We start from the raw sequence: 23,028 nt of genomic DNA on the forward strand, positions 1-23,028 counted from the left end.
CGAGGAATCGGTCATCCGTTAATCGTCAAATATGCATATCAGAGTCACTCCACCACTTATGATCATCTGAACTGCCCCGGGATGACGAGGAAGGACCCCTGTGGCCGACAATCGGAGCGAGCGGAACGCCGGCATCGACACGACCCGGCCCAGCATCGCCAGGGCCTACGACGTCGTCCTCAACGGCAAGGACAACTTCGAGGTCGACCGCGCCTTCGTCGCCGAGATCGTGAAGGTCGTCCCGGAGATCTACGACGTGGCGACCTACAACCGGCAGGTCCTCGGCCGGGGGGTGCGCTTCCTGTCCGACCAGGGCATCACCCAGTTCGTCGACCTCGGTTCGGGGCTGCCGACCGTGGAGAACACCCACCAGGTCGCGCAGCGCGCCAACCCGGAGTCGCGGGTCGTCTACGTCGACAACGACCCGATGGTGCTGGCCCATGGCCGGGCGCTGCTGGCCGACAACGACCGCACCGAGGTCATCACCTCCGACCTGCGTAACCCGGCGGCCATCCTCGGCGACCCGGCCTTCAAGAACCTCATCGACCTCGGCCGCCCGGTGGGCGTGCTGCTGATCGGGATCCTGCACCACCTGCACGACGACGAGGACCCGAGGGGGATCGTCGAGGCGTACATGGCGGCGGTCCCGCCGGGCAGCTACCTGTTCATCACCCACTTCTGCGCCTCCACGCAGGAGTCACGCGACGCCGAGCGGAAGTTCCTCGCGCTGCTCGGCACCGGCCGTTTCCGCACGCCGGAGGAGATCACCGCCTTCTTCGACGGGTTCGAGCTCCTCGAACCGGGCGTCGTCCCGCTGCCCCTGTGGCGGCCTGACGGCCCCGTCCCCAGGAAGCTCACGGTGGGCCAGCAGCTCATGTACGGCGGGATCGCCTACAAGCGATAGCCCCCGGTTCATGGAGCTCGAACCGTCAGGATGACCACGGAACCGGGCTGAGGCGCTCGGCGAGGACGCGCACCTCATCATGGAGAGTGCGCAGCTCACCGGCTGTCGGGTTGAACTCGTAGCCGTGGTAGTGGCAGGCGGCGCTGAGCGCGGCCCACGCTCCTGAGGCACGTCTGGCGGTGGCCTCATCGGCGTACTCCGCCAGGCAGAGCACCTGCGTCCGCATGCGACATCGCTCCACTCCCGGCTGGATATGACGCCAGAAGTCGCACACGCATGCCTCCAGCGCCTGCCGGAGCAGGAACGCGGTCGTCCGCGGCCACGGTCCCGAGCCCTCGGAGCGGAGGACCGCGTCGGCGTCGTCGAGCAGACGCGTGTAGGTCGGCATGTCAGTTCACCTCTCGCAGATGCCTGGCCAGCTTGGTCACGTACTCGATCGGGTCCTTTCCGGTGCCGCGGAAAGCGGCCTCGAAGGCTCCCTGGGTATGGGCGCCCCTGTTGCAGGCTTGGAACACGTTCCCGGCCCACCCGCCGACGTTGTCGTTGAGCCAGCCGACCACCTCGTTCGACTCGACGCCGAGAGCCACAGCGGCGATGGCCGACGACCTGCGGGCCTCGGAGATCCGCTGTTCGACCGCATCGTGGTCGGCGTCGGCGGTCAGCAGCCGCCGCCGGGCCATCTCGACGAAGGCGCTCTCCAGCGCCACTCGGCACAGACCGGGCAGGACGGCGGGCGCCACGCCGGCCGGGAGCCGCGGGTCGCCCAGGACGGATCGGGCATCCTTCAACGCCCGCTCGACAGGATCGTCGGAGACCTCGACCTCCACCTCGGAACGCTCCTTACGCGCCACCTCCAGGACCGTCGCCCGGATGCGCAGGCGGCGGATCGCCTCCGTCAGGCGGGTGTCGTGGGTGAACACCACCACCTGCCGGAACTCCGCCACCGTCTCCAGGACCTGGGCCAGGCCGTCGACCTTGCTCGGATCCATCGACTGCACCGGATCGTCGATGACCAGGAACCGGAAGGGGCTCTCGTTCGACAGCGCCCGTGGCAGGAACAGTGAGAGCGCCAGCGCGTGCAGCTCTCCCTGGCTCATCACGCCGAGAGCCGCCCCGGACACCTCGTCCACCGTCACGTCGAGTTCGACCTTGCGCTGGGTACGGTTGCCCGCCAGTCGGATCTCACCCAGGCTCACGTTGCTCTGCTGGCGCATGATCGCCCAGTACATCCGGGCGTCCTGCCCCTGCGCGGCCATGCGGGCCGTACGGAGATCACCGTGCACCTCGTGCAGCCACCCGTCGGCGATCTTGACCAGTGGCAGGCGGATCCCGGCCTCCGCGGCCTCGCGTGCCTCCCGGCACCACGCCGCCACCGCCCCGGCCAGCTCGCTCCAGCGGCTGTCCTGATCGGCGAGGCGCTTGACGGCCTCCTCCCTGATCAGCCGGCACTCCTCCGCCAGCCGCAGGCCGATCTCGGCGAACCGCCCGATGTCCGCGCCTTCCCGGCAGGTCTGCCACTTCCGCCACGACGCCGCGAGCGACTCAGGCAGTCCTGAGGGCGGATCGCCGATCAGCCGGCGCGCCGCGGCCCAGGCGGACCGCGACTCGACACGGGCGGCCTCGGCGGAGGCGGCCTCCTCCCGCAACCGCATGACCTCCGTGTGTGCGCGCACGGCCCAGGCCTCGTCGAGCCGGTCCGGGGTCTCGCAGACCGGACAGCCACGGTCGCCCTGGTGCCGCCGGTGGTGCGCGAGCGCCAGGTCCAGCAGCTCGGCACGCTCGCGGGCGTCCTCCGCCGAACCGAGCCGGACCTCCTCCAGGGCGCGCGAGGCCGCACGCACCCGTTCCGCCGCCCCCCGTACGGCCTGCGCCTCGGGCCCCGTCAGCTCCGCCATCCGGCGGAGCGCCCGCAGCTCCGCGTGCGCCCCGTCACCGGCGGCGATCGTCTCGACCACGGAGAGGTCGGGCCTGCTCTTGCTCAGCTCGGCGTAGGCGGCGCGTGCCCTGGGATCGTCGACGGGGGCCAGCGCGCTGAGCAGGGGAAGGAGGCCCTGACGGGACACCGTCACCTTCTTTTCGAGGGCGTTCTTCTCGTCGCGGAGCGTCTTGCAGGCCTCGGCGAGAGGACCGAGCCCGAGGATCCCGGAGACCTTGTCATACAGGTCGGACGGCTTGTCCAGAGCGCTGCCCAGCTCCGCGTAGGGAAGGAACGGGCGGTAGGCGGTCAGCGCGTGGGCCAGGTTCAGCGCGCTCAGTGGCGCGGGCTCCTGTCCGGGGCGCCGCACGACCGCCGCCGAGTCCTCCACCCTGGCGCCGGTCCACTTCCGGCGGATGACGGTGGGCTGGGACTCACCCGAGACCAGCAGCTCCACCTCGATCTCGGGGTCCGCCTGGCTGTGCAGGTTCCTGAAGCTGCTCGTCCAGACCTGCGACCTGGCGTTCCAGCGTGAGTTCTGGCCGGTCAGAGCCGTCTCGACGGCCTCGGCGAAGCTGGACTTGCCGGAGCCGTTACGTCCGGTGACGACGACGAGCCCGTTGCCCTGGGGCAGCTGGAGCCGGGCCGGCCGGCCGATGCCCCGGAAACCCGCGACGGTGATCGCCCGCAGGTAGATCCCGGTGGGGGAGCCGGCTGCCGCCGACGGCGGCTCACCGAGGGCCGACAGCACCATATCCCTGGCCTCAGCCGGAAGGCCGGACTCAGCCAGCCGGGCCTGGACGGTGTCGTGGAGCGATACATGTGCCGGGGAAGAGGACACAGTGATCTCCTGTGGGAGCGGGGGAGATCGATCGGATCGTCGATCAACGAGCATCAGTGAAGCATGTGTGACTGCGATTCACAACTTGATTTGATGTATTGCCGGCTTCACTCAAGTGGATGTCGCCGTGTGGATCGCCCGTGGGGTCGTTGCCTGCCAGTGATCGGCGAGGCTACGCATGATCACCCTCATGGCCCGGATGTGCGGGCGTGCCCAGGAGGCTTGGAGGTCGCGTTGGGCGACCTGTGCCGGGGCGAGGGGCGGCCCGGAGGTGATGCACTGGAGCCTCGGGTGCAGTGTCGCTCCTGATGGTCCCTGCTGTCAGGATGGCTCGGGAATCGTTGTCAGGATGGCTCGGGAATCTCGTTTTCCGGCGATTCCGATGTCGCGTAAGACCCTGTTTCCCGTGTCTCCGTGAGAGCGGCACTCTGCGAATAACATCGGAGTGGACGAAGATCAAGTCTTGCGAGCATTGATCGCGGTAGTCACCATATGACGGGCGACATGCTCTGTTCATGACTTCGCGAGTCAGGAAACCGCTTCGATTCCTCAGGAGGGCGATCAGTGCGTGCCGGACGTCGACTTTCCTTCCTTGTCATCGCGACGGTGGTCACTTTGATGGCATCGATCGCACCCGCTTCGGCGGACCTCTGGCCGTGGGGAGGAGTGCCCCCGGACAAAACCGTTCACACTTACTGCTACACCACGTCGGTAGGGGCAGGCGTGAAATCATACATCCCCGGTGCCATGAATTATCTGGCGGACAGCACCGACGTCGAAGGAACGTATCTGGAGTCTCCCTGCGACATCAAGAACTCCAATGAAGACGGGGATCCGGCCACTGACGCGGCCTGGTTCCAGGTCTGGGTCGACGACGCTTACGGGCAGGCCGTCTGCAAGGTGAGAACCGCTTCTCAGCCCGGATGGTGCGACCAATGGCACGTCAGAATCAACAACGAGACGATCGACGTCTCGGCCGACCCTCACCACCAGTACATCAAGACGGTCTGTCACGAGCTTGGGCACAGTGTCGGGCTCGCGCACTATAATCCCAATCTCAACCCTCCGGAATTTCCGGGCGAGGCGGGACAGCCGCATGACTGTCAGGCGAGCGGCTCTGTGACAAGCGCCAGTCTTCCCGGCGCGTCCGGATCGTGGACCTGGCAATACAATCAGCATCACAAAGATCACATAAATGCGTGGTTCTGAGCCGGAGGGAAGGTGACGATGAAAAAGCGTTCTGGCATCACCGCTCTACTCGCGTCCGCCCTGCTGCTGACCGGATGCGCAGCTCACGAAGAAGAAAGCGGCAAGAAGGCCGAGGCGCTGTCAAGCCATGGGTATGAGGCGAGCATCAAGGAACCCTCCGGCGGGTCCCTTGACGTGTCGGTTCTCCGTGGGGCCGAAGCGGACTACGATCCCGCGCCTTCGCCGGAGGCCCTGGCCGGAAGGCGTCCGATCGTCGCGGCCGGAGTGGTGGACGGCTGGCAGCAGGGTCCCGTCCTGGAAAGTTATCGGGGAGGGCCTCTCGACTACCGCGTGGTGATGAAGGTCAAGGTCGTCGATGCCCTGAAGGGCGTGAAGGGGCGAGAGTCCATTCCGGGAGGCCTGGTCTTCGTCGAGCTGGACCAGGGGCCGGTCATCCGCGACGACTCCCTCTCGCCCGAGAAGTGGAAGCCGGAGAAGTCGGTGGAGGACTTCGCGAAGTCGATTCCGGCGGGGACCAGGGTCATGGTCTTCCCGACGGAGAGGCCGGCGCACGAGCAGAAGGTGCACGAGGCCGGAGGACGGCTTCCCGCGCGCGCACGCCTGATGAGCGTCCCGCCGCAGGGCCTGGTCTTCGAAGATCCTCTCCTTGCCCAGCAGAAATCCGGCCAGTCCGCCCTGGTCGGTGGCAAGGAGCCGCTGGGGGTCGCTGGACAGTCTCCGTGGCTGGAGCCGAAGACCATGGACGAGCTGATCGACCGGCTGAGGCGCAACGGCTTCTCGGAGTAGGCCGGTTGATCCGCCGGGTGTGGTCGCCGGGTCGTGCGCGCGACCACACCCGGATGGCAGGACCGAGCGCGTTCTCAGTTGTCTCTGCCCAGGGACGGAAAACTCAGACGGTCGCCTGAGGGGACGGGGAGGGCGAAGGCGACGGCCTTGCCCGGGGTTCCGGTGGTGAAGGCCGTGGTGGAACGGACATGGCAGTGGCCGCCGGAGAGTCGGTGTGCCATGAGCAGGCCGCGGCCGTTCTCGGCGAGCAGAGGCAGGCCGATCTCCTTCACCGAGTGCAGGAGATCGAGGATGATGCGGACCTCGTGAACGTCGGGGTCGCCGTCGACGACCTCGCACCAGGCGGGGACGGCGTCCAGGCTGTAGACGCGCAGCTCGTACGGCGGGCGGGCGTGCTTCTCGGCGTTGGCGGCCAGCTCCGCCACGATGAGCTCCGCGTCGGCGATGGCGTCGCCGTCCAGACCGGCCTGCCCGAGCACCTCCCGGACCACGGCGCGGGCCCGGCGCGAGGCCGAACCCGGCTGAAGGAGTCTGACCAGCACCCGGATGTCGTCTCGTCCTGCCGCGCCGGCGCGTCGCCCGCCGCGCTCCACCGCAGGGGACAGGGGCGGGGAGGGCTGGTCGGGGGCGCCTGGGGGGATGCTGCCGACTGGCCGCATGGACACGCTCCGTTCGCTGTCGGTGACCGTGGACAGCAGGAAACGCCCTGGTGCGGCAGGAGGGAAGGCCGATGCCTATGCGTTCGCCATGGTGGAGAGGACGGTTCGCCCGAAGCGGTCGGTTGCTGGTCGTTTTCATGACCCGGGTGGCTTGGATCACCGTGACCGCAGGCCCTAGCATCCACCTGTGCAGAATGATGTTCTACGGGCCGGGTCGCTCTCCCGCACTGTCCTGATCGCCTTCTGGATCTGTTCCGCGGTTCATCTGGCGCTGGTCGCCGCCGACGCCGCCCCGATGGACTCCATGACCAAGGCGCTGGTCATGCCGCTGCTCGCGGCCTGGGTGCTGGCGCAGCGGGGGCCGCGCCCGCTGGTGGCGGCGCTCCTGCTCTCCTGGGGCGGTGACGTGGCCCTGGAGATCGACGGGTTTTTCCTCGCCGGCATGGCTCTGTTCGCCGGGGCGCACGTCTGCTACGTGACCTACTTCGTCCGGGAGGGGGCACTCGACGCGTTGCGCCGCCGCCCGGTGGTCCCGGTGGTCTATGCCGTCATCTGGGCGGGCCTGGTGTTCCTCCTCTGGCCGGGCCTTGGCGACCTGCGCCTGCCGGTGGCCGGCTATTCACTGCTGCTGACCGCCACCGCGGTCACCGCGGCCGGCCACGGCCTGCGGATCGGGGCCGGGGGCGCCCTGTTCCTGCTGTCCGACACGCTGATCGCGTTCGACCTTGCGGACCTTCCCCTCCCCCCGATGAACGGCCTCGTGGTCATGGCCACCTACATCGCGGCCCAGTATCTCCTGGCCTCGGGCATCGTCAATCGCCTCCGTACCCGAAACCTGGCCGTGCCGGGCCGCTGAATGGCCCCGGCCTGGGGGGTTGCGCGACGGCGGTGGTCGGTTACTGGTCGTTTCTCCGGGAGGGTGGCGGTGGGAGGCTCGCGAATATCACAATGAGTAGTCATTGAATTACTCATAAGGGGTGATCGTGGGGGAGTCGCAGCGTCACGCGGGCCGTCCGGAGCTGGTCAGGGCACGCAAGCGGCAGGGCATGAGCCAGGAGGAGGCGGCGGAGGCGGTCGGGGTGTCGCCGACGACATGGGCCCGCTGGGAGCGCGGCGAGCAGGGCGTCCGCGCCTGCTACCGGGCGCGGATGGCCGCCGTGTTCGAGGCGGAGGCGGTGGAGGTCGAGCGGTGGATAGAAGGCTGGGCCTTCAGGGCGACATCATCGTGGCCGATCGCGGACTTCGGAGCCGACTCGCCGGCGGCTACGGTGAGGTCGGCCGCGCATCTGTGGAGGTTGGAGATGGACCCGTCCCGGCGTCACCTGCTGGCCACGTTGCCGTTCGTGCCCGGAGCCTTGGGCGAGTGGCTGGTCGCCTGGGACTACGGAACCCCGGCCGAGTCGGCGGCCCGGCACGGGGCCGGGCCGATCGTGGGCCTTGCCGATGTCGCGCGGATCAACGAGGCTCGCAAGGCGTTCAGCCAGATGGACCACCAGTTCGGGGCGGGATTGGTCCGCCCGGTGGTCACGAGATACCTGAGCGGCAACGTCGCGCCGCTGCTGCGGGGGCGTTACGACGACCGGGTCGGGGCCGAGCTGATGAGCGCGGCGGCGGGGATGAGCTGGATGGCGGGCTGGACGGCCTTCGACGTGAACAGTCATGGTCAGGCGCAGCAGCACTTCGGTCAGGCGCTCAGGTTGGCCAAGGCGGGTGATGACCCGCTGACGGGCGCCTGGGTACTGGCGACACTGACCCAGCAGGCGATTCACGTTGAGCAGTCCACGTGGGCGGTATGGCTCGCGCGTGCCGCCGCCGACACTGCCCGCCGGGCTCAGGCGCCTGCGCGTGTCATGGCGCTGCTACTGGTCAGGGAGGCTTGGGCGACGGCCTTGGGGGCGAAACTGGCCGAGACTCGGGACGGGCACAGTGTCAAACGGGTCGAGCGGCTGCTCGCCGAGGCTGAGCGTACCCATGCCCAGGGAGCCACTGACCGCGACCCGGTATGGGTTGCCTTGCATGAGGCGGTGGAGCTGAACGCCGAGGCGGGCCGTTGCTGGAGTCTGCTCGGTGAGCACCGGCGAGCGGCGGACTGCGCGGAAGCGGCCGTGGCCGAGTTCAGCGCACGCAGTCCTCGTTCCGCACAGTTCAACCGGGTTCACGCCGCTGAGGCATACCTGGGAATGGGTGAGCTGGAGCAGGCCCTCGACTCCGCTCGGGCCGCGATCCCGATCACGAAGGCGCTGACCTCCGCCCGCTCGGTCGAGCTCGTCCGGCAGTTCGCCGGTCGGCTTGAGCCGTACGGCGACAGCATGATGGTCCGGGAGTTCCGCGACCACCTGAAGTGCGAGCTCGCCGCCTGACCAGGCGCGGGCCGGGGCCGTCCACGGGTAGCGGGCTGTTCAGGGGAAGGCACATCGAGGGGGAAGTGGTCGGGGTGCGGACGGAGGGATAGAGGCCGAAGTCAGTGGGAGTAATTTTCGTGTGACTGAACTTCACACGTAAATCGGTGTAGTCAACTGGTGCTGATCGCTGTAGGGTTGCGGTCGGCCGGGAAACCTGCCGCTCAGGTCTCCCGGCCTGGCTAGCCTGAGTCCTTCGGGAACCCCGCGAGAAAGGTCGCCAGTGGCGAAGCTGACCCTGCCGCAGTTGGAACTGCACCTGTTCGGTGCGGCCGATATCCTCCGCGGCAAGATGGACGCCGCCGAATACGGGCGATACATCTTCGGAATGCTCTTCCTCAAGCGCTGCTCCGACCAGTTCGACGAGATGCGCGAGCAGGTCATCGAGGAGCAGAAGGCCAAGGACAAGACCCAGGAGCAGGCCGAGCAGGCCGCCGAGCTGCCGTTCCTCTATCAGGGTGCCTTCTTCGTGCCCGAGCGGGCCCGCTGGCCCCACATTCTGAAGGAGTCCCGCAAGAAGGCGCCGGGCGATCTCCTCAACAAGGCGCTGGAGGCGCTGGAGGAGGAGAATCGCCCGCTCAAGGACGTCCTCGGGCACATCGACTTCACCCGGCGGGTCGGCAACTCCACGATCCCCGACAAGAAGATCCAGCAGCTCATCGACCACTTCGACCGCTACCGGCTGCGCAACGACGACTTCGAGTTCCCCGACCTGCTCGGCGCCGCCTACGAATACCTGATCGGCGAGTTCGCCGACGAGGGCGGCAAGAAGGGCGGCCAGTTCTACACCCCGCGCGGGGTGGTCCGGATGATGAACCGCCTGGTCAAGCCCCAGCAGGGGATGCGTATCTACGACCCGTGCTCCGGCTCCGGCGGCATGCTCATCCACGCCAAGGAATACATCGCCGAGCACGGCCAGGACGTCCGCGACCTGTCCCTCTACGGGCAGGAGAACGACGGCGGCTCCTGGTCCATCTCGAAGATGAACATGATCCTGCACGGCGTCGCCAACGCCGACATCCGCAACGACGACACCCTCGCCTCGCCCCAGCACGTCGAGGGCGGCGAGCTCATGCGCTTCGACCGGGTGCTCACCAACCCGCCGTTCTCGCAGAACTACGACCCGGCGAGCCTGGAGCACAAGGAGCGCTTCCAGTACGGCTACACGCCGGCCTCGGGCAAGAAGGCCGACCTGATGTTCGCCCAGCACGTGCTGGCCGTGCTCGCCCCCACCGGCCTGGCCGCCATCGTGCTGCCGCACGGCGTGCTCTTCCGGGGTGGCGACGAGAAGAAGATCCGCCAGGGCATCATCGAGGCCGACCGCCTCGAAGCGGTCATCGGCCTCGCCTCCAACCTGTTCTACGGCACCGGCATCCCGGCCTGCCTGCTGATCCTGCGCGGCACGGCCCGGCGCGAGGAGGAGCGGCGCGGCAAGATCCTGTTCATCAACGCCGACCGCGAATACACCTCCGGCCGCGCGCAGAACTACCTCGACCCCCAGCACGCCGAGAAGATCGTCTCCGCCTTCGAGGACTACCGCAACATCCCCGGCTTCGCCCGCGTCGTGGACATCGAAGAGCTGCGGGAGAACGAGTTCAACCTCAACATCCGCCGCTACGTCGACAACACCCCGCCGCCCGAGCCCCAGGACGTCCGCGCCCACCTGCACGGCGGCGTCCCCAAGGCCGAGGTCCGCGCCTTCGAGCCGCTGTTCAAGGCGTTCGACGTCGACCCGCACGCGCTGTTCGCCGAGCGCGACGCCGACTACTACGACTTCCTCCCCGAGGGCTGGGAAGCCACCGCCGAGCGCATCCCGTCGCTGACCCGTGCGGCGGAAGACCGATTGCGCGCGGCGTTCGACGAGTGGTGGACCCGGCACAGCAAGCGGCTCATCGAGCTACCCGCGACCAAGAAGGTCATGGAGGTCCGGGCCGAGCTGCTGGAGTCGTTCGTCGCCGAGCTGTCGCCGCTGGGGCTGCTCGACCGCTTCGAGCTTGCTGGGGTGATCGCCGCCTGGTGGGGCGAGGCCCAGTACGACATCCGGACCCTGTCCTACAACGAGTTCAGCGGCGTCGTCCGGGGCTGGCTCTCCACGATCGAGTCAGCTTTCTCTGATGACGGTGTGGAAGAGGCCCGAGACAAGACCCGTCTCGCTGCCCAGCGCCGCAAGGCCCGCGAACACCGAGTGGTCCCGCTCCTGCTCCCTGACTATCTAGCTCAGCTCGAAGAGGCCGAGGCCCGGCGCGCCGAGCTGGACGCCCAGGTCAAGGCGGCCACTGCGACGCCGAATGAGGATGAGGAAGCCGAAGAGCCTGAGGAGACGCTGAGCCCGGCCGAGCTGAAAAAGCTAAAGGCCGACCTCACCGCCGCCAAGAAGGCCGTCAAGGAGTTGGAACAGGCGTTTCTCTCCAAGCTGCGCGCGGCCTGCGCCCCTCTGATCGGCCACCGTGCCGCTGTGGAGTTGCTGGGAAGCGGCACTGGCAATGGAGATGGCATCGTGATCGGCCAGCTCGATCTGATGATGTCCGAAATGGCGGGCTTGCCAGCACGGGAAGCCGATTCAGATATGTCGATTCCCCCAATGGGGGAGACGGCGACGGACTTGGTCCTCGGCATCATCAAGACTGATCTGTCCACTCGCCTCGATGTTAAAATCGCTACCCGTCGCCGTGACTTGGCAGCACGCTTCCGTATCTGGGCCGACAAATATGCGATAACGCTTCGCGCTCTGGAATCCGACCGATGCGTCGCCGCCAGCCGTCTTGATGACTTCCTGAAGGAGCTCGGATATGCATAATGTTCCCGCAGGCTGGGAGCTGCTCCGAGTCGACGAGGTCGGAGAGGTGAGACTCGGTCGACAGCGTTCCCCCGAGCACGCGTCTGGACCCCATATGCGTCCATACCTAAGAGTGGCGAATGTCTTCGATGGGCGCATAGATTATTCAGATGTTCTAAAAATGAATTTTAGTCCTAGCGAGTTCACCACTTATGCACTGGAACCCGGTGACATTCTCCTCAATGAGGGGCAAAGTCTAGAGCTTGTCGGCCGTTCCGCGCTGTACGATGGCCCTCCTGGATTTTGTTTTCAAAATACGCTTATTCGTTTTCGTGCCCGCCGTGCTATTCCAGGGTTCGCCCGTGCCGTGTTCAAGTATTGGATGGAGCGCGGGGAGTTTCAGAAGATCGCCAAGCAGACGACAAGCATCGCGCACCTCGGTGCCGATCGCTTTGCCAAGATGAGCTTTCTACTGCCCCCTGTGGGGGAGCAGCGGCGGATCGCGGAAATCCTTGATGTCATCGATTTTCAGATCACCAAGGGTGAAGCGCTAATTCTTAAGCGGCGCTCCCATGTAGACGCCATGTCTAGGGCGATGCTCAAGGATGCGATGACGACTTCTGGGGAGATCGAGAGCCTCGGTGATCTGATTTCAGGGCGGTCGGGAAGTTTTATTCAGACTGGACCTTTCGGTAGTCAACTTCATTCTCATGAATACGTTGGCGATGGCGGAACCCCTGTGGTTATGCCTCAGGATATTGCGGACTTTTCGATTTCGCTGGCGAAGATTGCGCGGATTTCTATTCAGAAAACTCGCGAGCTGTCTCGCCATAAGCTGCAGATTGGTGACGTTATCTTTGCCCGTCGGGGCGACCTTAGTCGCTGTGTCGCGATTGCGGATGCTCACGCTGGATGGGTCTGTGGCACAGGCTGTCTTCTAGTCCGATTGAAAGATGGTCAAATTAATCCAGAATGGCTTGCACTTGCGTATCGAGATGACTTCTGTCAGAGGCAAATTAATGCAGTGGCGGTAGGATCTACGATGGTCAATCTGAATGGCAGAATTCTTCGAAATCTTCGAATCCCTATCCCTTCTCTCCAAGTGCAAAACGAAAACCTGCGGACATTGAATTTGTTTAGGCGACAAATCTTCAACGATGAGTGTCGAATTGAGAAGCTAAATCATCTTAAGCAGGGACTAATGGATGACCTGCTGACCGGGCGAGTGCGGGTGAAGGACGTGGAGAACGCTCTGTAAGACGCGGTAGAAGGTGATCCGGTCGGAGAAAAGCGGATCACTACAAGTTCACTCGGGGGATTTTTCTAGACACGTCATGGTTCGTGAAACGCGCTGGGCGTGGCGGTGGTCATGTGGGAATGACGACGACGAAAGAGGAATCCGGTGAGTGAGTACAGCGAGGCCGAGGCGCCCCTGATCAAGCAGCTCAAGAAGATGGGGTGGACCCACCTGGCGGGGGCCGAGCTGGGCGCGCTGGCCGTGCTGGAGCCCGAGCAGTCGGAGCGGACCTCCTTCGACGAGGTCTTCCTAGAGAGCAGGCTCCGCGCCGCCATCCACCGCATCAACCTCGGCCCCGGCGGTAAGCCCTGGCTGGACGAGCGCAGGATCAGCCAGGCCGTGAGCGCGCTGCGCAGGCCCGGGGTGTCGAGCCTGCTGGAGGCCAACCAGAAGGCGACCGACCTGTTGATCAACGGCATCGCCGTACCCGGCCTGGAAGGCTGGAACCAGGGTCGCGACCAGATGGTCCACTACATCGACTGGGACCCGGACAACCTGTCGGCCAACGACTTCACGGTGGTCAGCCAGTTCCGGGTGAACATCCCCGGCCGGCAGGGGCCGAAGAACCACGTCGTGCTCGACCTGGTGCTGTTCGTGAACGGCATCCCGCTGGTGGTGGTCGAGTGTAAGCGGCCCGGGACCGACGCCACGGCGAAGGCCGTCAAGCAGATCAGGCGCTACGCCGAGTGCCCGCCGTACAGTCCCGGCCAAGGTGTGCCGAAGCTCTTCAACACGGTGCAGCTGACCGTCGCCGCCTCGGGGGAGGACGCGCGGCTGGGCACCTTCACCGCCGAGGCCGAGCACTACGTGCCCTGGCGGGATCCCTTTCCGCTGTCGAAGGAGGAGTTGGCCGACCGGGTGGGCACGGTCAGGAACCAGGAGATCCTGGCGGGAGTTGTGCTGCACCCCAGGAGGCTGCTCGACATCGCGCACAACTACGTGACGTTCCTGCCCACCAAGGAAGGGATCATCGTCAAGGCCGCGCCGCGCTACCAGCAGTACCGCGCGGTGGAGAAGTCGGTCAGGAACCTGCGCACCGAACCGTCCAGGAAGCGGGACGGCAGACAGGACCGGCGCGGCGGGATCATCTGGCACACCCAGGGTTCCGGCAAGAGCCTCACCATGACCTTCCTGGTCCGCAAGCTCCGTATGACGCCGGGGCTGGACGACATGAAGGTGGTGCTGGTCACCGACCGGACCCAGTTGCAGGCGCAGCTCAGCGAGACGATGCGGCTGACGGGGGAGAAGGTCGACGTCGCCGGGAGCGTCGAGGAGGCCAAGGCGTATCTCGCCAGGCGCGGCCCCGGCGTCGTCTTCGTGATGATCCAGAAGCAGCAGGACGTGCGGAACCGCGGCACCGGCGTGAACGAGCGGAACTCGGTCTTCGGGGAGCTCAACACCGACGAGTCGATCCTGGTGCTCATCGACGAGGCGCACCGCTCGCACGGCTCGGCCCTGCACGCCAACCTCCTGGAGGCGCTGCCCAACTGCGCCAGGATCGGGTTCACCGGCACGCCGATCATCAAGGAGAAGCGGGCCAGGAGGACCACGATGGAGATCTTCGGCGACTTCATCGACAAATATCGGCTCAAGGAGGCCGAGGAGGACGGCGTCATCGTGCCGATCTTCTACGAGGGGTACGCCACCAAGGGCGCGGTGCGCGACGGCCGGGACCTCGACGAGGTCTTCGAGGACATGTTCGACCTCACCGACGAGCAGCGTGAGCAGCTCCAGAAGCGCTACGCCACCAAGGGCGACGTGCTGGAGGCCGAGAAGCTGATCGCGGCCAAGGCCAGGAGCATGCTGCGGCACTATGTCGAGACCGTGCTGCCCGGCGGGTACAAGGCCCAGGTGGTGGCCTCCAGCAGGCTCGCCACGCTGCGCTACCGTACGGCGCTGAACGCGGCCAGGGACGAGCTGGTCGGGGAGATCGAGAGGCTGCCCGCCCACGTGCGGCAGATCGACCCGGCCGAGCTCAAGGGCCGCAGGGCGTTCCTGGTCGCGGCGGCCGGACGCCTCGACCTGATCCGGCGGATGGACTTCGCGCCGGTGATCTCCGCGGACGGCAACGACACGGCCGACTACCACGAGTGGACCGACCCGGCCAAGCAGGAACAGCGGATCGACGCGTTCACCCGTCCGTTCGGCGAGGACGAGGAGCGCCCGATCGCCTTCCTGATCGTCAAGTCGATGCTGCTCACCGGATTCGACGCGCCGATCGAGCAGGTGATGTACATCGACAGGTCGCTGAAGGAGGCCGAGCTGCTCCAAGCGGTCGCCCGGGTCAACCGTGTCGCCGGCGCCCAGAAGAGATGCGGCTACGTGGTCGACTACTTCGGGGTCGCCAACCACCTCAACGAGGCGTTGAAGGCCTACGCGGAGGAGGACATCCGGGGCGCGCTGAAGGACATCGGCGACGAGGTCCTCAAGCTGGAGCCGCAGCGCGCCAGGATCCGCATGCTCTTCACCGATCACGGGATCCACCTGGCGGACGCCGATGACCCCCGGCTGAGGGACGGCGTCGTCGAGGACTGCGTCGAACTGCTCAGGGACCTGGAGCTGAGGGACCGGTTCGAGGTCGACCTGAAGCGCTTCCTCACCACGGTCGACGCGGTGCTGCCCAACCCGGAGGCGAAGCCGTACCTGCCGGACGTGAAGCTGTTCGCGCTCATCAAGCTGCACACCGGGCGCAGGTACCGCGTCCAGGACGGCGAGTTCGACCCGAGCCTCTACGGCGCGAAGATCCGCGAGCTCATCGACCAGCACGTGGAGTCGCTCGGGGTGGAGCAGAAGCTGCCGCCGGTCGCGCTCACCTCGCCCGACTTCGACACGAAGGTGGAGGCCATGGCTGGGGGATCCCGGGCCAGAGCCTCGGAGATGGAGCACGCCCTCCGGCACCACATCGACGTGCACCTCGCCGAGGACCCGGAGCGCTACCGCAGGCTCAGCGAGCGGCTGGAACGGATCCTGGAGGAGTTCAAGGAGAACTTCGAGCAGCAGGTGCTCGCCTTCGCGGTGCTGATCACCGAGGCCCGCGACGAGCGTCCGGAGTATCCTCACGGGCTCGGCCCGGTCGAGGGCCCGCTCTACGGCGTGCTGCTGGCCGAGACCCACCGGGACGGGGTGCTCCCCGAGGACGCGGGGGCCGCGCTGGCCGACGTGGCGCGGATGATCCACGGGCTCGCCGTCGAGGTGACCACCCGGCGTGACTTCTGGCGCAAGGACGCCGACAAGGAGGCGTTCCGCCACCAGATCGCCCGGGAGCTGATGGACGTCTGCGACTACCGTCAGATCGCCGAGCTGGCCGACAAGCTGTTCGACGTCGTGGAGAACAACCAGAAGGGCATCGTCCGGGGGTGATCCGGAGGGCTGGCATGCTTGTGACCATGGCAATCCCCGATTCGCTGACCGTCGGAGACCTGGACGTCACCGTCGAGGTCTCCGACCGGCGGCGCTCGGTCCGGCTCACCGTCGAACGGGACGCCTCGGTGACAGCCGTGGTCCCGCCGCAGGTCGACCGCGACACACTGGTCAAAATCATCGAGTCCAGGCGTCGCTGGCTGTACGGCAAGCTCGCCGAGCGCAGGTCTCTCGGCGACCCCAGGCCCGAGCGGGAGTACGTCTCCGGTGAGGGCTTCCCCTACCTCGGCCGCTCCTACCGGCTGCTGCTCGTGGACGAAGGGCCGGTACGGCTCGTGCGTGGCCGGTTGGAGCTGGCCAGGACCGACACGGGAGACGCGCCCCGGCATCTCGTCCGCTGGTACCGGAAGGTCGGCGAGCCCTGGCTGTGCCGCCGGATCGCGCCGTGGGCCGAGCGCGTCGGAGTGACCGTCTCGGGCCTGCGGGTGATGCCGCTCGGCTACCGCTGGGGGTCGTGCTCGGCCGACGGCCAGGTCAACATCCACTGGGCGACGATGCAACTGCCACCCGACCTGATCGACTACGTCCTCCTCCACGAACTGGCGCACATCCGCCGCCGCGACCACGGGCCGGACTTCTGGAGGATCGTCGCTCTGGCGATGCCCGGTTACGAGCTCCGGCGCGACCGCCTCAAACGGGCGGGGACCGACCTGTGGCTTCCGGACGGTGCCGTATGAGCGGTGACACGACGGTCAACGCCGGTGACATCGCCCGCCTGGCCGACGTCGGCAGGGCCGCAGTGAGCAACTGGCGCAAACGCTTCGACGACTTTCCCCTGCCGGTCGGCGGGACCGCCTCCAGCCCGCTGTTCTCGCTGCGTGACGTCGAGGAGTGGGCCAGGCGGCACGACAAGAACTTCACCGCCTCTCCCGCCGACCTGATCTGGCAGCGGCTCCGCGGGGTCGGCGACGACCTGTACCTGGGCGAGCTGGTCGGCCAGGTCGGCGCCTTCCTGATGGCTCGCCGGCTCAGGCTGGACCCGCCCGAACTCGCCGGGCAGGTCGGTGCCGGCCTGCTCGACGACATCAGTGAATGGTCGGATCACGTCGGCCCCGAAGAGGCGTTCGACTTCCTGTGCGAGCGCTACACCGAGGCGCACTCGCGCCGCCTGCTCGACACCCCGCCGGACGTCGCCCGGGTGATGGCGAGCCTGGTGGACGGCGAGACGGTCTTCGATCCGGCCTGCGGCATCGGAACGCTGCTGCTGGCCTCCGGCGCGACGCGTGTTCTCGGCCAGGACCTCGATGCGGCGTCGGCTCGGCTGAGTGAGGCCCGCCTCGGGTTCGCGGGGAAGGAAAAGACCATCCGGGCCGGAGACTCGCTCCGTGCCGACGCCTTTCCCGGGGAACATGCCGACGCGGTGCTCTGCAATCCACCGTTCAGCGACCGGAACTGGGGATACGAGGAGCTGGCCAGCGACCATCGCTGGGAGTACGGCCTGCCGCCGCGAGGCGAGTCCGAGCTGGCATGGGTACAGCACTGCCTCGCTCATGTCAGGCCCGGGGGAGTGGTCGTCATCATGATGCCCCCCAGTGCGGCCGGACGCCGCTCGGGCCGCCGGATCCGGGGCAACCTGCTCCGCTCCGGAGCGCTACGGGCGATCATCACCCTTCCGGCCGGGGCGACACCGGGTTCCGGCTCGGCCCCGGATCTCTGGGTGCTCCGCAGACCGTCGCCGGGACGGGAACTGCCCTCCAGCGTGCTCATGGTGGACGCCACGGACGACCTCTCGACGGCCGAGCGGGCATGGCGCCGTTTCGACGCCGACCCCGATGCGGTGCTTCCAGGCGTCAGCCGTACCGTCCGGATCATCGACCTGCTCGACGACGAGGTGGACCTGTCCACGCCGCGTCACCTCGTTGCGCCAGGCGAGGCCGCGCCGGGCTTCCCCCACGTGAGAGGCCGGCTGGCCGCGACCGTCGAGACGCTCGCCGCCGCGATCCCCGACCTGACCGTGCCGGCGGATCGCCGGGAGCTGCCGATGACCACAGTCGGCGAGCTGATCAAGGCCGGGGTGGTCGCGGTCCACCAGGCGGCGCTGAGGATGATCACCGATCAGGGGGACCTGCCCGTGCTCACCGTTCGGGACGTCCTGAAGGGCAGGGGTCCGACGGGAAGAACGGTCCGCGAGCCCGGAACGGTCACCACTCAGAGAGGTGACGTCGTGGCTCCCCTGACGCCGAGCGGTCCGGCCGCGCGCGTCATGACCGAAACGGGAGTGGCGCTCGGCCCCCAGCTCCTGCTCTTCCGCGCCGATCCGGACCGGATCGACCCCTACTTTTTGGCGGGCTTCCTCCGCGTCGCGGGTGGTTCCGGCACGGCCCGCGCGTCGACGGCCTCCAGCAGGATCGACGCCCGGCGGGTGCAGATCCCCCGGCTGCCCGTCGACGACCAACGTGTCTACGGCGTGGCGTTCAAAAAGTTGATCGAGTTCGAGGACGCCGCGCGCGAGACGGCCACCCTGGCCGAGAGCGTCGTCCGGCTCGGGTTCGACGGACTTGTCGACGGTGCGCTGCGTCCGTAGCTTCTTCTCATGATCAGGGTCATCGGCGACCGTTACGAGCTGGATCCGCTGCCTCTCGGCGCGGGCGGCATGGGTGAGGTCTGGGGCGGTTACGACCGGCAGCTGGAGCGGAAGGTGGCGGTCAAGCTCATCCGTTTCCCCGACGGCAAGTATGACGAGGAGCTGAGGCGCAGGTTTCTCACCGAGTCGAAGGTGCTGGCCAGGCTCTCCCATCCGGGGGCGCCGGCCATCTACGACGCGGGCACCTTCGAGGATCCGGTGATCGCTCAGCCCCGGCTGTTCATGGCGATGGAGTTCGTCAAGGGCCAGAACGTCGACATCCTGACCGGAGAGCATCACCCGCTGCCCATCGGCTGGGCCGCGGCCATCGCGGCCCAGGTGTGCGCCGTGCTCGCCGCCGCTCACAAGCTGTCTGTTTTCCATCGTGACCTGAAGCCGACCAACCTGATCTTCTGCGAAGACGGGACCGTCAAGTTGATCGACTTCGGGCTCGCGCTGCTGATGGAGCCGGGATACATCCGCCTGACGGCGACGGGGCAGTGGATGGGTACGGCCGAATACATGTCGCCTGAGCAGGTGCGGCACGAGACGGTCGACGCCCGCAGTGACCTGTACTCGCTGGGTTGCGTCCTGCACGAGCTGCTGACCGGCCGTACGGTGTTCAACGGAGGCAATGCGTTCACCGTGATGACCCAGCAGATCCACGACGCCCCCGCCCCGGTGACCCGCTTCCGCCCCCGGATCCCTGCTGAGCTGGAGCGGCTGGTGCTCCGGTTGCTGGAGAAGCGGCCACAGGACCGGCCGGATTCGGCGGAGGAGGTGTATGAGAGCCTGCTCCCCTTCGTGACGGACCTGGGACTGCTGGGCGACTTCCTCCGTGCCGAGTCGAGTCCCGTGCGGATGTATGCCGGTGTGGTCAGCCGGGTGCTCGCACCGCAGGTGCGTCCGGTGGAGGAGGAGCCGGAGGAGTTCGACGGAGCGGACCTCGGCCTGGCCAGGAGGGAGGCCGAATCCCTGATCCGGGAGTCCAGGTTCGGTCAGGCGGCCGACATCCTGGCCGATCTGGTGGGCCCGGCGAACATGATGCTCGGCCCCGACAACTCCGAGGTGATCAGCATGCGGTTGCAGCTTGCCGGAGCGCTCTACGACGGGCGGAGATACGAACATGCCGCCGAGGATTACGCCAACCTCGCCCGTGACCTCGCGAGGTTGAACGGCGCCGATGACGAGCGCGTGCTCCACTGCAGGCTGAGAGAGGCGACATGCCGTGCCCAGGCGGACGACGCGGTGACGGCGTTGACGCAACTCGACGGACTGCTCCAGGACGAACTGCGGATCTTCGGCGCCGAGGATCCTCGCACGCTGGAACTCCGGCGTCAGATCGGCATGCTCCAAGCCGGCTGCGGTGACGCCGTCTCCGCCAGGCGGACGTTCACCGAGCTTCTCGACGACCTGGTCGAGCTCTATGGCACCGACCATCCCGGTCCTGAGGGGATCCGCGCCCTGCTTGAGGAGATATGAGGACGTCCGGCGGTCCGAGGAGTTCCGGCGGTCGCTCAACCTGGCCCGCGCCGCGCTGATCGAGCGGCTCCGGCGGGCGGGCGTCACCTTCACCGTGCTGAGCGGCTCGCCGAAGGAGGCGGCCAGGGGATGCCACGGATGGTACGACGGGCGGACCCCACAGCCACCCGCCGTACCGGCTCGTCGGCCCGCCGCCTCGACGGGTGGTACGGCGGACAGGCCCCACACCCGCCCGCCGTACCGGCTCACTCCGGCGCCCCCGGCGCCCGCTCCGCCCCGGTGACCCCGCGGGCGTCCGCCCGGCGTCCGGCGCGGCGGGCGGCGACCACGTCGGTGAGGGCCACGGCCAGCGCGACCAGCACGGAGCCGATGGTGACCAGCAGCGCGCGCCGGAACGCCAGGGCGTAGTCACCGTGTGAGGCGACCTCGGCGAAGAACACCGAGCCGACCACCGCGATGCCGAGGGCGGTGCCGATCCGCTGGCCCGTCTGCAGCACGCCGCCGGCGGTGCCGGCCTCGGCCACCGGGACCTCCGACAGGGTCAGCGTCTGGTTGGGGGAGATCACCAGGCCGCTGCCGAGCCCGGCCACCAGCAGCGGCAGCGCGATCGCCCAGGCCACCTGCTGGCCGGGGACCAGGCGCACGGCGAGCTCCGTGACGGCCAGCCCGACGGCGACCAGCACCAGCCCCAGCACCACCAGCGGGCGGCCGAGCCGGGTGACGACCCGGCCCCCCAGCACGGAGGCCGCGGCCGAGCCCGCCGCGAACGGCATGCTCGCCAGGCCCGCTTCCAGGGCGGGGTAGCGCAGGCCGTCCTGCAGGTAGAGGGTCAGCACGAAGAAGATCGCGGTGAAGCCCGCGAAGTAGAGCGCCGCGATCAGGACGCCCAGGGCGTAGGAGCGTCTGCTAAACAGCGACAGGTTGACCACCGGCTCGCGGCGCCGCCCGTAGCGGCGCTCCCATCCCACGAAGCCGGCGAGCACGGCGAGCCCGGCGGCCAGCGGCAGCCACCTGTCCCGGCCGTGCCACTGCTGCCCCTCGACGAGCGGCAGCAGCACCAGCACGACGCCGGCCGCCAGCAGCAGCACGCCCACCGGGTCCGTGCTCTCCCGCCGCCGTCCCTCCCGCGCGCGGGGCGGGATGTAGCGGTATGCCAGCACCATGGCCAGGACACCGATCGGCACGTTGACGTAGAAGACGAGGCGCCACCCGTCGTGCCCGCCGCCGAGATGGATGAGCAGCCCGCCGAGCAGCGGGCCGATCGCGGTGGAGATGCCGATGGTGGCGCCCAGCAGCCCGAACGCCCGGCCCCGCTCCGCACCCCGGAAGAGCTGCTGGATCAGGCCGCTGACCTGCGGGTTGATCACCCCGCCCGCCACCCCCTGGACGAGCCGCGCCACGACCAGCCAGGTCGGGTTCTGGGCGACTCCGGCCGCCGCGCTGGCCAGGGTGAACAGGGCGACGCCGGAGACGAAGACGTCGCGTCGGCCCCGCATGTCGCCGAAGCGCCCGGCGGGCACCAGCACCAGCCCGAAGGTGAGCGCGTAACCGGACACCACCCACTGCAGGGCGCTCTGCGGGGAGTCCAGCCCGGTGCGGATGGAGGGCAGTGCCACGTTGACGATGCTGACGTCCAGCAGGGTCATGAAGCCGGCCACCAGGCAGACGGTCAGCGCCTTCCACCGGCGCGGGTCCGTCCCCTCCGGCCGCTGCGCGGTCGACGTCCCGCCCGGCCGGGGTCCGGTGCTCATCCGGCCGGACGCCGTCCGGCACGGCCCCGTCCGGCGTCTCCCGCGTCTCCGGGCGGCGCCGGTGGCCGGCTGGTGATCATGATGACCGCCTCGTCCTCGACTCTGACGAAACTTCCGGTGATTCAGCAGCGCATACCTACCCTTTTCGGATACTCCAATCACAACGCGCGGAGCGGCCCGTGGAGAAAGAGCACGGCGGGCGGCCATGCCCGCCCGCCGTGCTCCGTCAAGGGTCGTGCTCCGCTGAGCGGCGCTCAACCGATCAGATCGGCTGCCACAGGGCGGGGACGTTCGGCGGCTCCCAGCCGGGCAGTGAGGTGTGACCCTGCAGGCATCGGTAGCTGACGCCGTTGTAGGTCACCGTGTCCCCGGCCGCGTACGGGGTCCAGACCTCCCAGGTCGTGCCGCCCTGCCCGCCGCTGACGGTGAGGGTGAAGGCGGCGGAGCGGTCGGAGCTCGCGCCGTCGGCGTTGAGGTTGATCGTGTAGGTCCCGGCGGGCGTGTTCGCCGAGGTGGCGACCGTGACCGCGGAGGACTGGCCGGAGGTGATGTTCGCCGGGCTGAAGGAGACGGTCGTGCCGGCGGGCAGACCGGTGGCGCTCAGCAGGACGGCCTGCGCGTTACCGGAGGTCACCTGGGTGCTGAGCGTCGCACTGGCCGACTGGCCGGGCTGCACCGAGGCCGAGGACGGGCTCACCGAGACCGAGTAGTCGTCCGTGGGGGGAGGGGTGTTCCCCACGGCGAGCTTCCACAGGGCGTTGGCGACGGCGTCGCTGTTGCGGTCCAGCGCGGTGCCGTTGATGTTGGAGGTGGTGTCGCAGGCGGAGTGGTAGCAGCGGTCGAACGCCTGGCCGGCGGTGCCGCCCCACTTGGTGGCCTGGGCGGTGCTCTTCACGCTGGAGGCGCCGGTGAAGACGCCGCCCACCTTGACGCCCGCGTTCTTGAACGGGGCGTGGTCGCTGCGGCCGTCACCCTCGGTCTCGATCTCGGTCGGGACGCCGAGCGTGGCGTAGTAGTCCTTGAAGA

General features: G+C 67.8%; 17 protein-coding genes. 12 read left to right on the forward strand and 5 right to left on the reverse strand.

What is annotated here, in order from left to right; all coding sequences use genetic code 11:
• Positions 1–100: 100 nt before the first annotated feature.
• Entirely contained in the window at positions 101–904 is an 804-nt protein-coding gene (locus ACZ6R6_RS29210; protein ID WP_470098611.1) for an SAM-dependent methyltransferase, read from the forward strand.
• Positions 905–929: 25 nt separating this feature from the next.
• On the opposite strand, the gene ACZ6R6_RS29215 is transcribed toward ACZ6R6_RS29210, so the two are convergent.
• Together ACZ6R6_RS29215 and ACZ6R6_RS29220 are read right to left on the reverse strand one after the other, a co-directional pair.
• Positions 930–1,292 (reverse strand): hypothetical protein, encoded by a 363-nt coding sequence (locus ACZ6R6_RS29215; protein ID WP_470098613.1) that lies wholly within the window; start codon positions 1,290–1,292, stop codon positions 930–932.
• Position 1,293: 1 nt separating this feature from the next.
• Complete coding sequence (locus ACZ6R6_RS29220) at positions 1,294–3,660, reverse strand: AAA family ATPase (RefSeq protein ID WP_470098615.1); 2,367 nt, start codon at positions 3,658–3,660, stop codon at positions 1,294–1,296.
• Between the two features lie 564 nt (positions 3,661–4,224).
• Between ACZ6R6_RS29220 and ACZ6R6_RS29225 the strand changes: the two genes are divergently transcribed.
• Complete coding sequence (locus ACZ6R6_RS29225) at positions 4,225–4,869, forward strand: hypothetical protein (protein WP_470098617.1); 645 nt, start codon at positions 4,225–4,227, stop codon at positions 4,867–4,869.
• An 18-nt stretch (positions 4,870–4,887) separates the two neighbouring features.
• Entirely contained in the window at positions 4,888–5,655 is a 768-nt protein-coding gene (locus tag ACZ6R6_RS29230; protein WP_470098619.1) for a hypothetical protein, read from the forward strand.
• 74 nt (positions 5,656–5,729) lie between these two features.
• On the opposite strand, the gene ACZ6R6_RS29235 is transcribed toward ACZ6R6_RS29230, so the two are convergent.
• Entirely contained in the window at positions 5,730–6,314 is a 585-nt protein-coding gene (locus ACZ6R6_RS29235; protein WP_470098621.1) for an ATP-binding protein, read from the reverse strand.
• Positions 6,315–6,501: 187 nt separating this feature from the next.
• Here ACZ6R6_RS29235 and ACZ6R6_RS29240 point away from each other — a divergent pair, with 187 nt between their 5' ends.
• From ACZ6R6_RS29240 to ACZ6R6_RS29280, 9 genes are all read left to right on the forward strand, one after another.
• Entirely contained in the window at positions 6,502–7,170 is a 669-nt protein-coding gene (locus tag ACZ6R6_RS29240; RefSeq protein WP_470098623.1) for a lysoplasmalogenase, read from the forward strand.
• Between the two features lie 127 nt (positions 7,171–7,297).
• On the forward strand, positions 7,298–8,674 hold the full coding sequence (locus ACZ6R6_RS29245) for a helix-turn-helix domain-containing protein (protein WP_470098625.1): 1,377 nt from the start codon (positions 7,298–7,300) through the stop codon (positions 8,672–8,674).
• Positions 8,675–8,936: 262 nt separating this feature from the next.
• Positions 8,937–11,510: a type I restriction-modification system subunit M gene (locus ACZ6R6_RS29250; protein WP_470098627.1), complete on the forward strand. Its 2,574-nt coding sequence runs from the start codon at positions 8,937–8,939 to the stop codon at positions 11,508–11,510.
• Complete coding sequence (locus tag ACZ6R6_RS29255; protein WP_470098629.1) at positions 11,503–12,747, forward strand: restriction endonuclease subunit S; 1,245 nt, start codon at positions 11,503–11,505, stop codon at positions 12,745–12,747. The genes ACZ6R6_RS29250 and ACZ6R6_RS29255 overlap by 8 nt, the downstream gene beginning before the upstream one ends.
• 144 nt (positions 12,748–12,891) lie before the next feature.
• Positions 12,892–16,146, forward strand: coding sequence for a type I restriction endonuclease subunit R (locus ACZ6R6_RS29260; protein ID WP_470098631.1), 3,255 nt, complete (start codon positions 12,892–12,894; stop codon positions 16,144–16,146).
• A gap of 26 nt (positions 16,147–16,172) precedes the next feature.
• Positions 16,173–16,883 carry a M48 family metallopeptidase gene (locus ACZ6R6_RS29265; RefSeq protein WP_470098633.1) on the forward strand — a complete coding sequence of 237 codons (711 nt, stop codon included), beginning with the start codon at positions 16,173–16,175 and terminating at the stop codon, positions 16,881–16,883.
• Positions 16,880–18,730 carry an HsdM family class I SAM-dependent methyltransferase gene (locus tag ACZ6R6_RS29270; RefSeq protein WP_470098635.1) on the forward strand — a complete coding sequence of 617 codons (1,851 nt, stop codon included), beginning with the start codon at positions 16,880–16,882 and terminating at the stop codon, positions 18,728–18,730. Before ACZ6R6_RS29265 ends, ACZ6R6_RS29270 begins: the two co-directional genes overlap by 4 nt.
• Positions 18,731–18,739: 9 nt before the next feature.
• Entirely contained in the window at positions 18,740–20,251 is a 1,512-nt protein-coding gene (locus tag ACZ6R6_RS29275) for a serine/threonine protein kinase (protein WP_470098637.1), read from the forward strand.
• Entirely contained in the window at positions 20,238–20,534 is a 297-nt protein-coding gene (locus tag ACZ6R6_RS29280; protein WP_470098639.1) for a hypothetical protein, read from the forward strand. Before ACZ6R6_RS29275 ends, ACZ6R6_RS29280 begins: the two co-directional genes overlap by 14 nt.
• On the opposite strand, the gene ACZ6R6_RS29285 is transcribed toward ACZ6R6_RS29280, so the two are convergent.
• Both ACZ6R6_RS29285 and ACZ6R6_RS29290 read right to left on the reverse strand, forming a co-directional pair.
• Positions 20,497–22,002, reverse strand: a complete 1,506-nt coding sequence (locus tag ACZ6R6_RS29285; protein ID WP_470098641.1) for an MFS transporter — start codon at positions 22,000–22,002, stop codon at positions 20,497–20,499. The two genes, ACZ6R6_RS29280 and ACZ6R6_RS29285, sit on opposite strands and share 38 nt — an antisense overlap.
• Before the next feature lie 262 nt (positions 22,003–22,264).
• A partial coding sequence (locus tag ACZ6R6_RS29290; RefSeq protein ID WP_470098643.1) for a carbohydrate-binding protein occupies positions 22,265–23,028 on the reverse strand: 764 nt, incomplete at its 5' end.

It is taken from the genome of Streptosporangium sp. NPDC048886 (assembly GCF_055586905.1).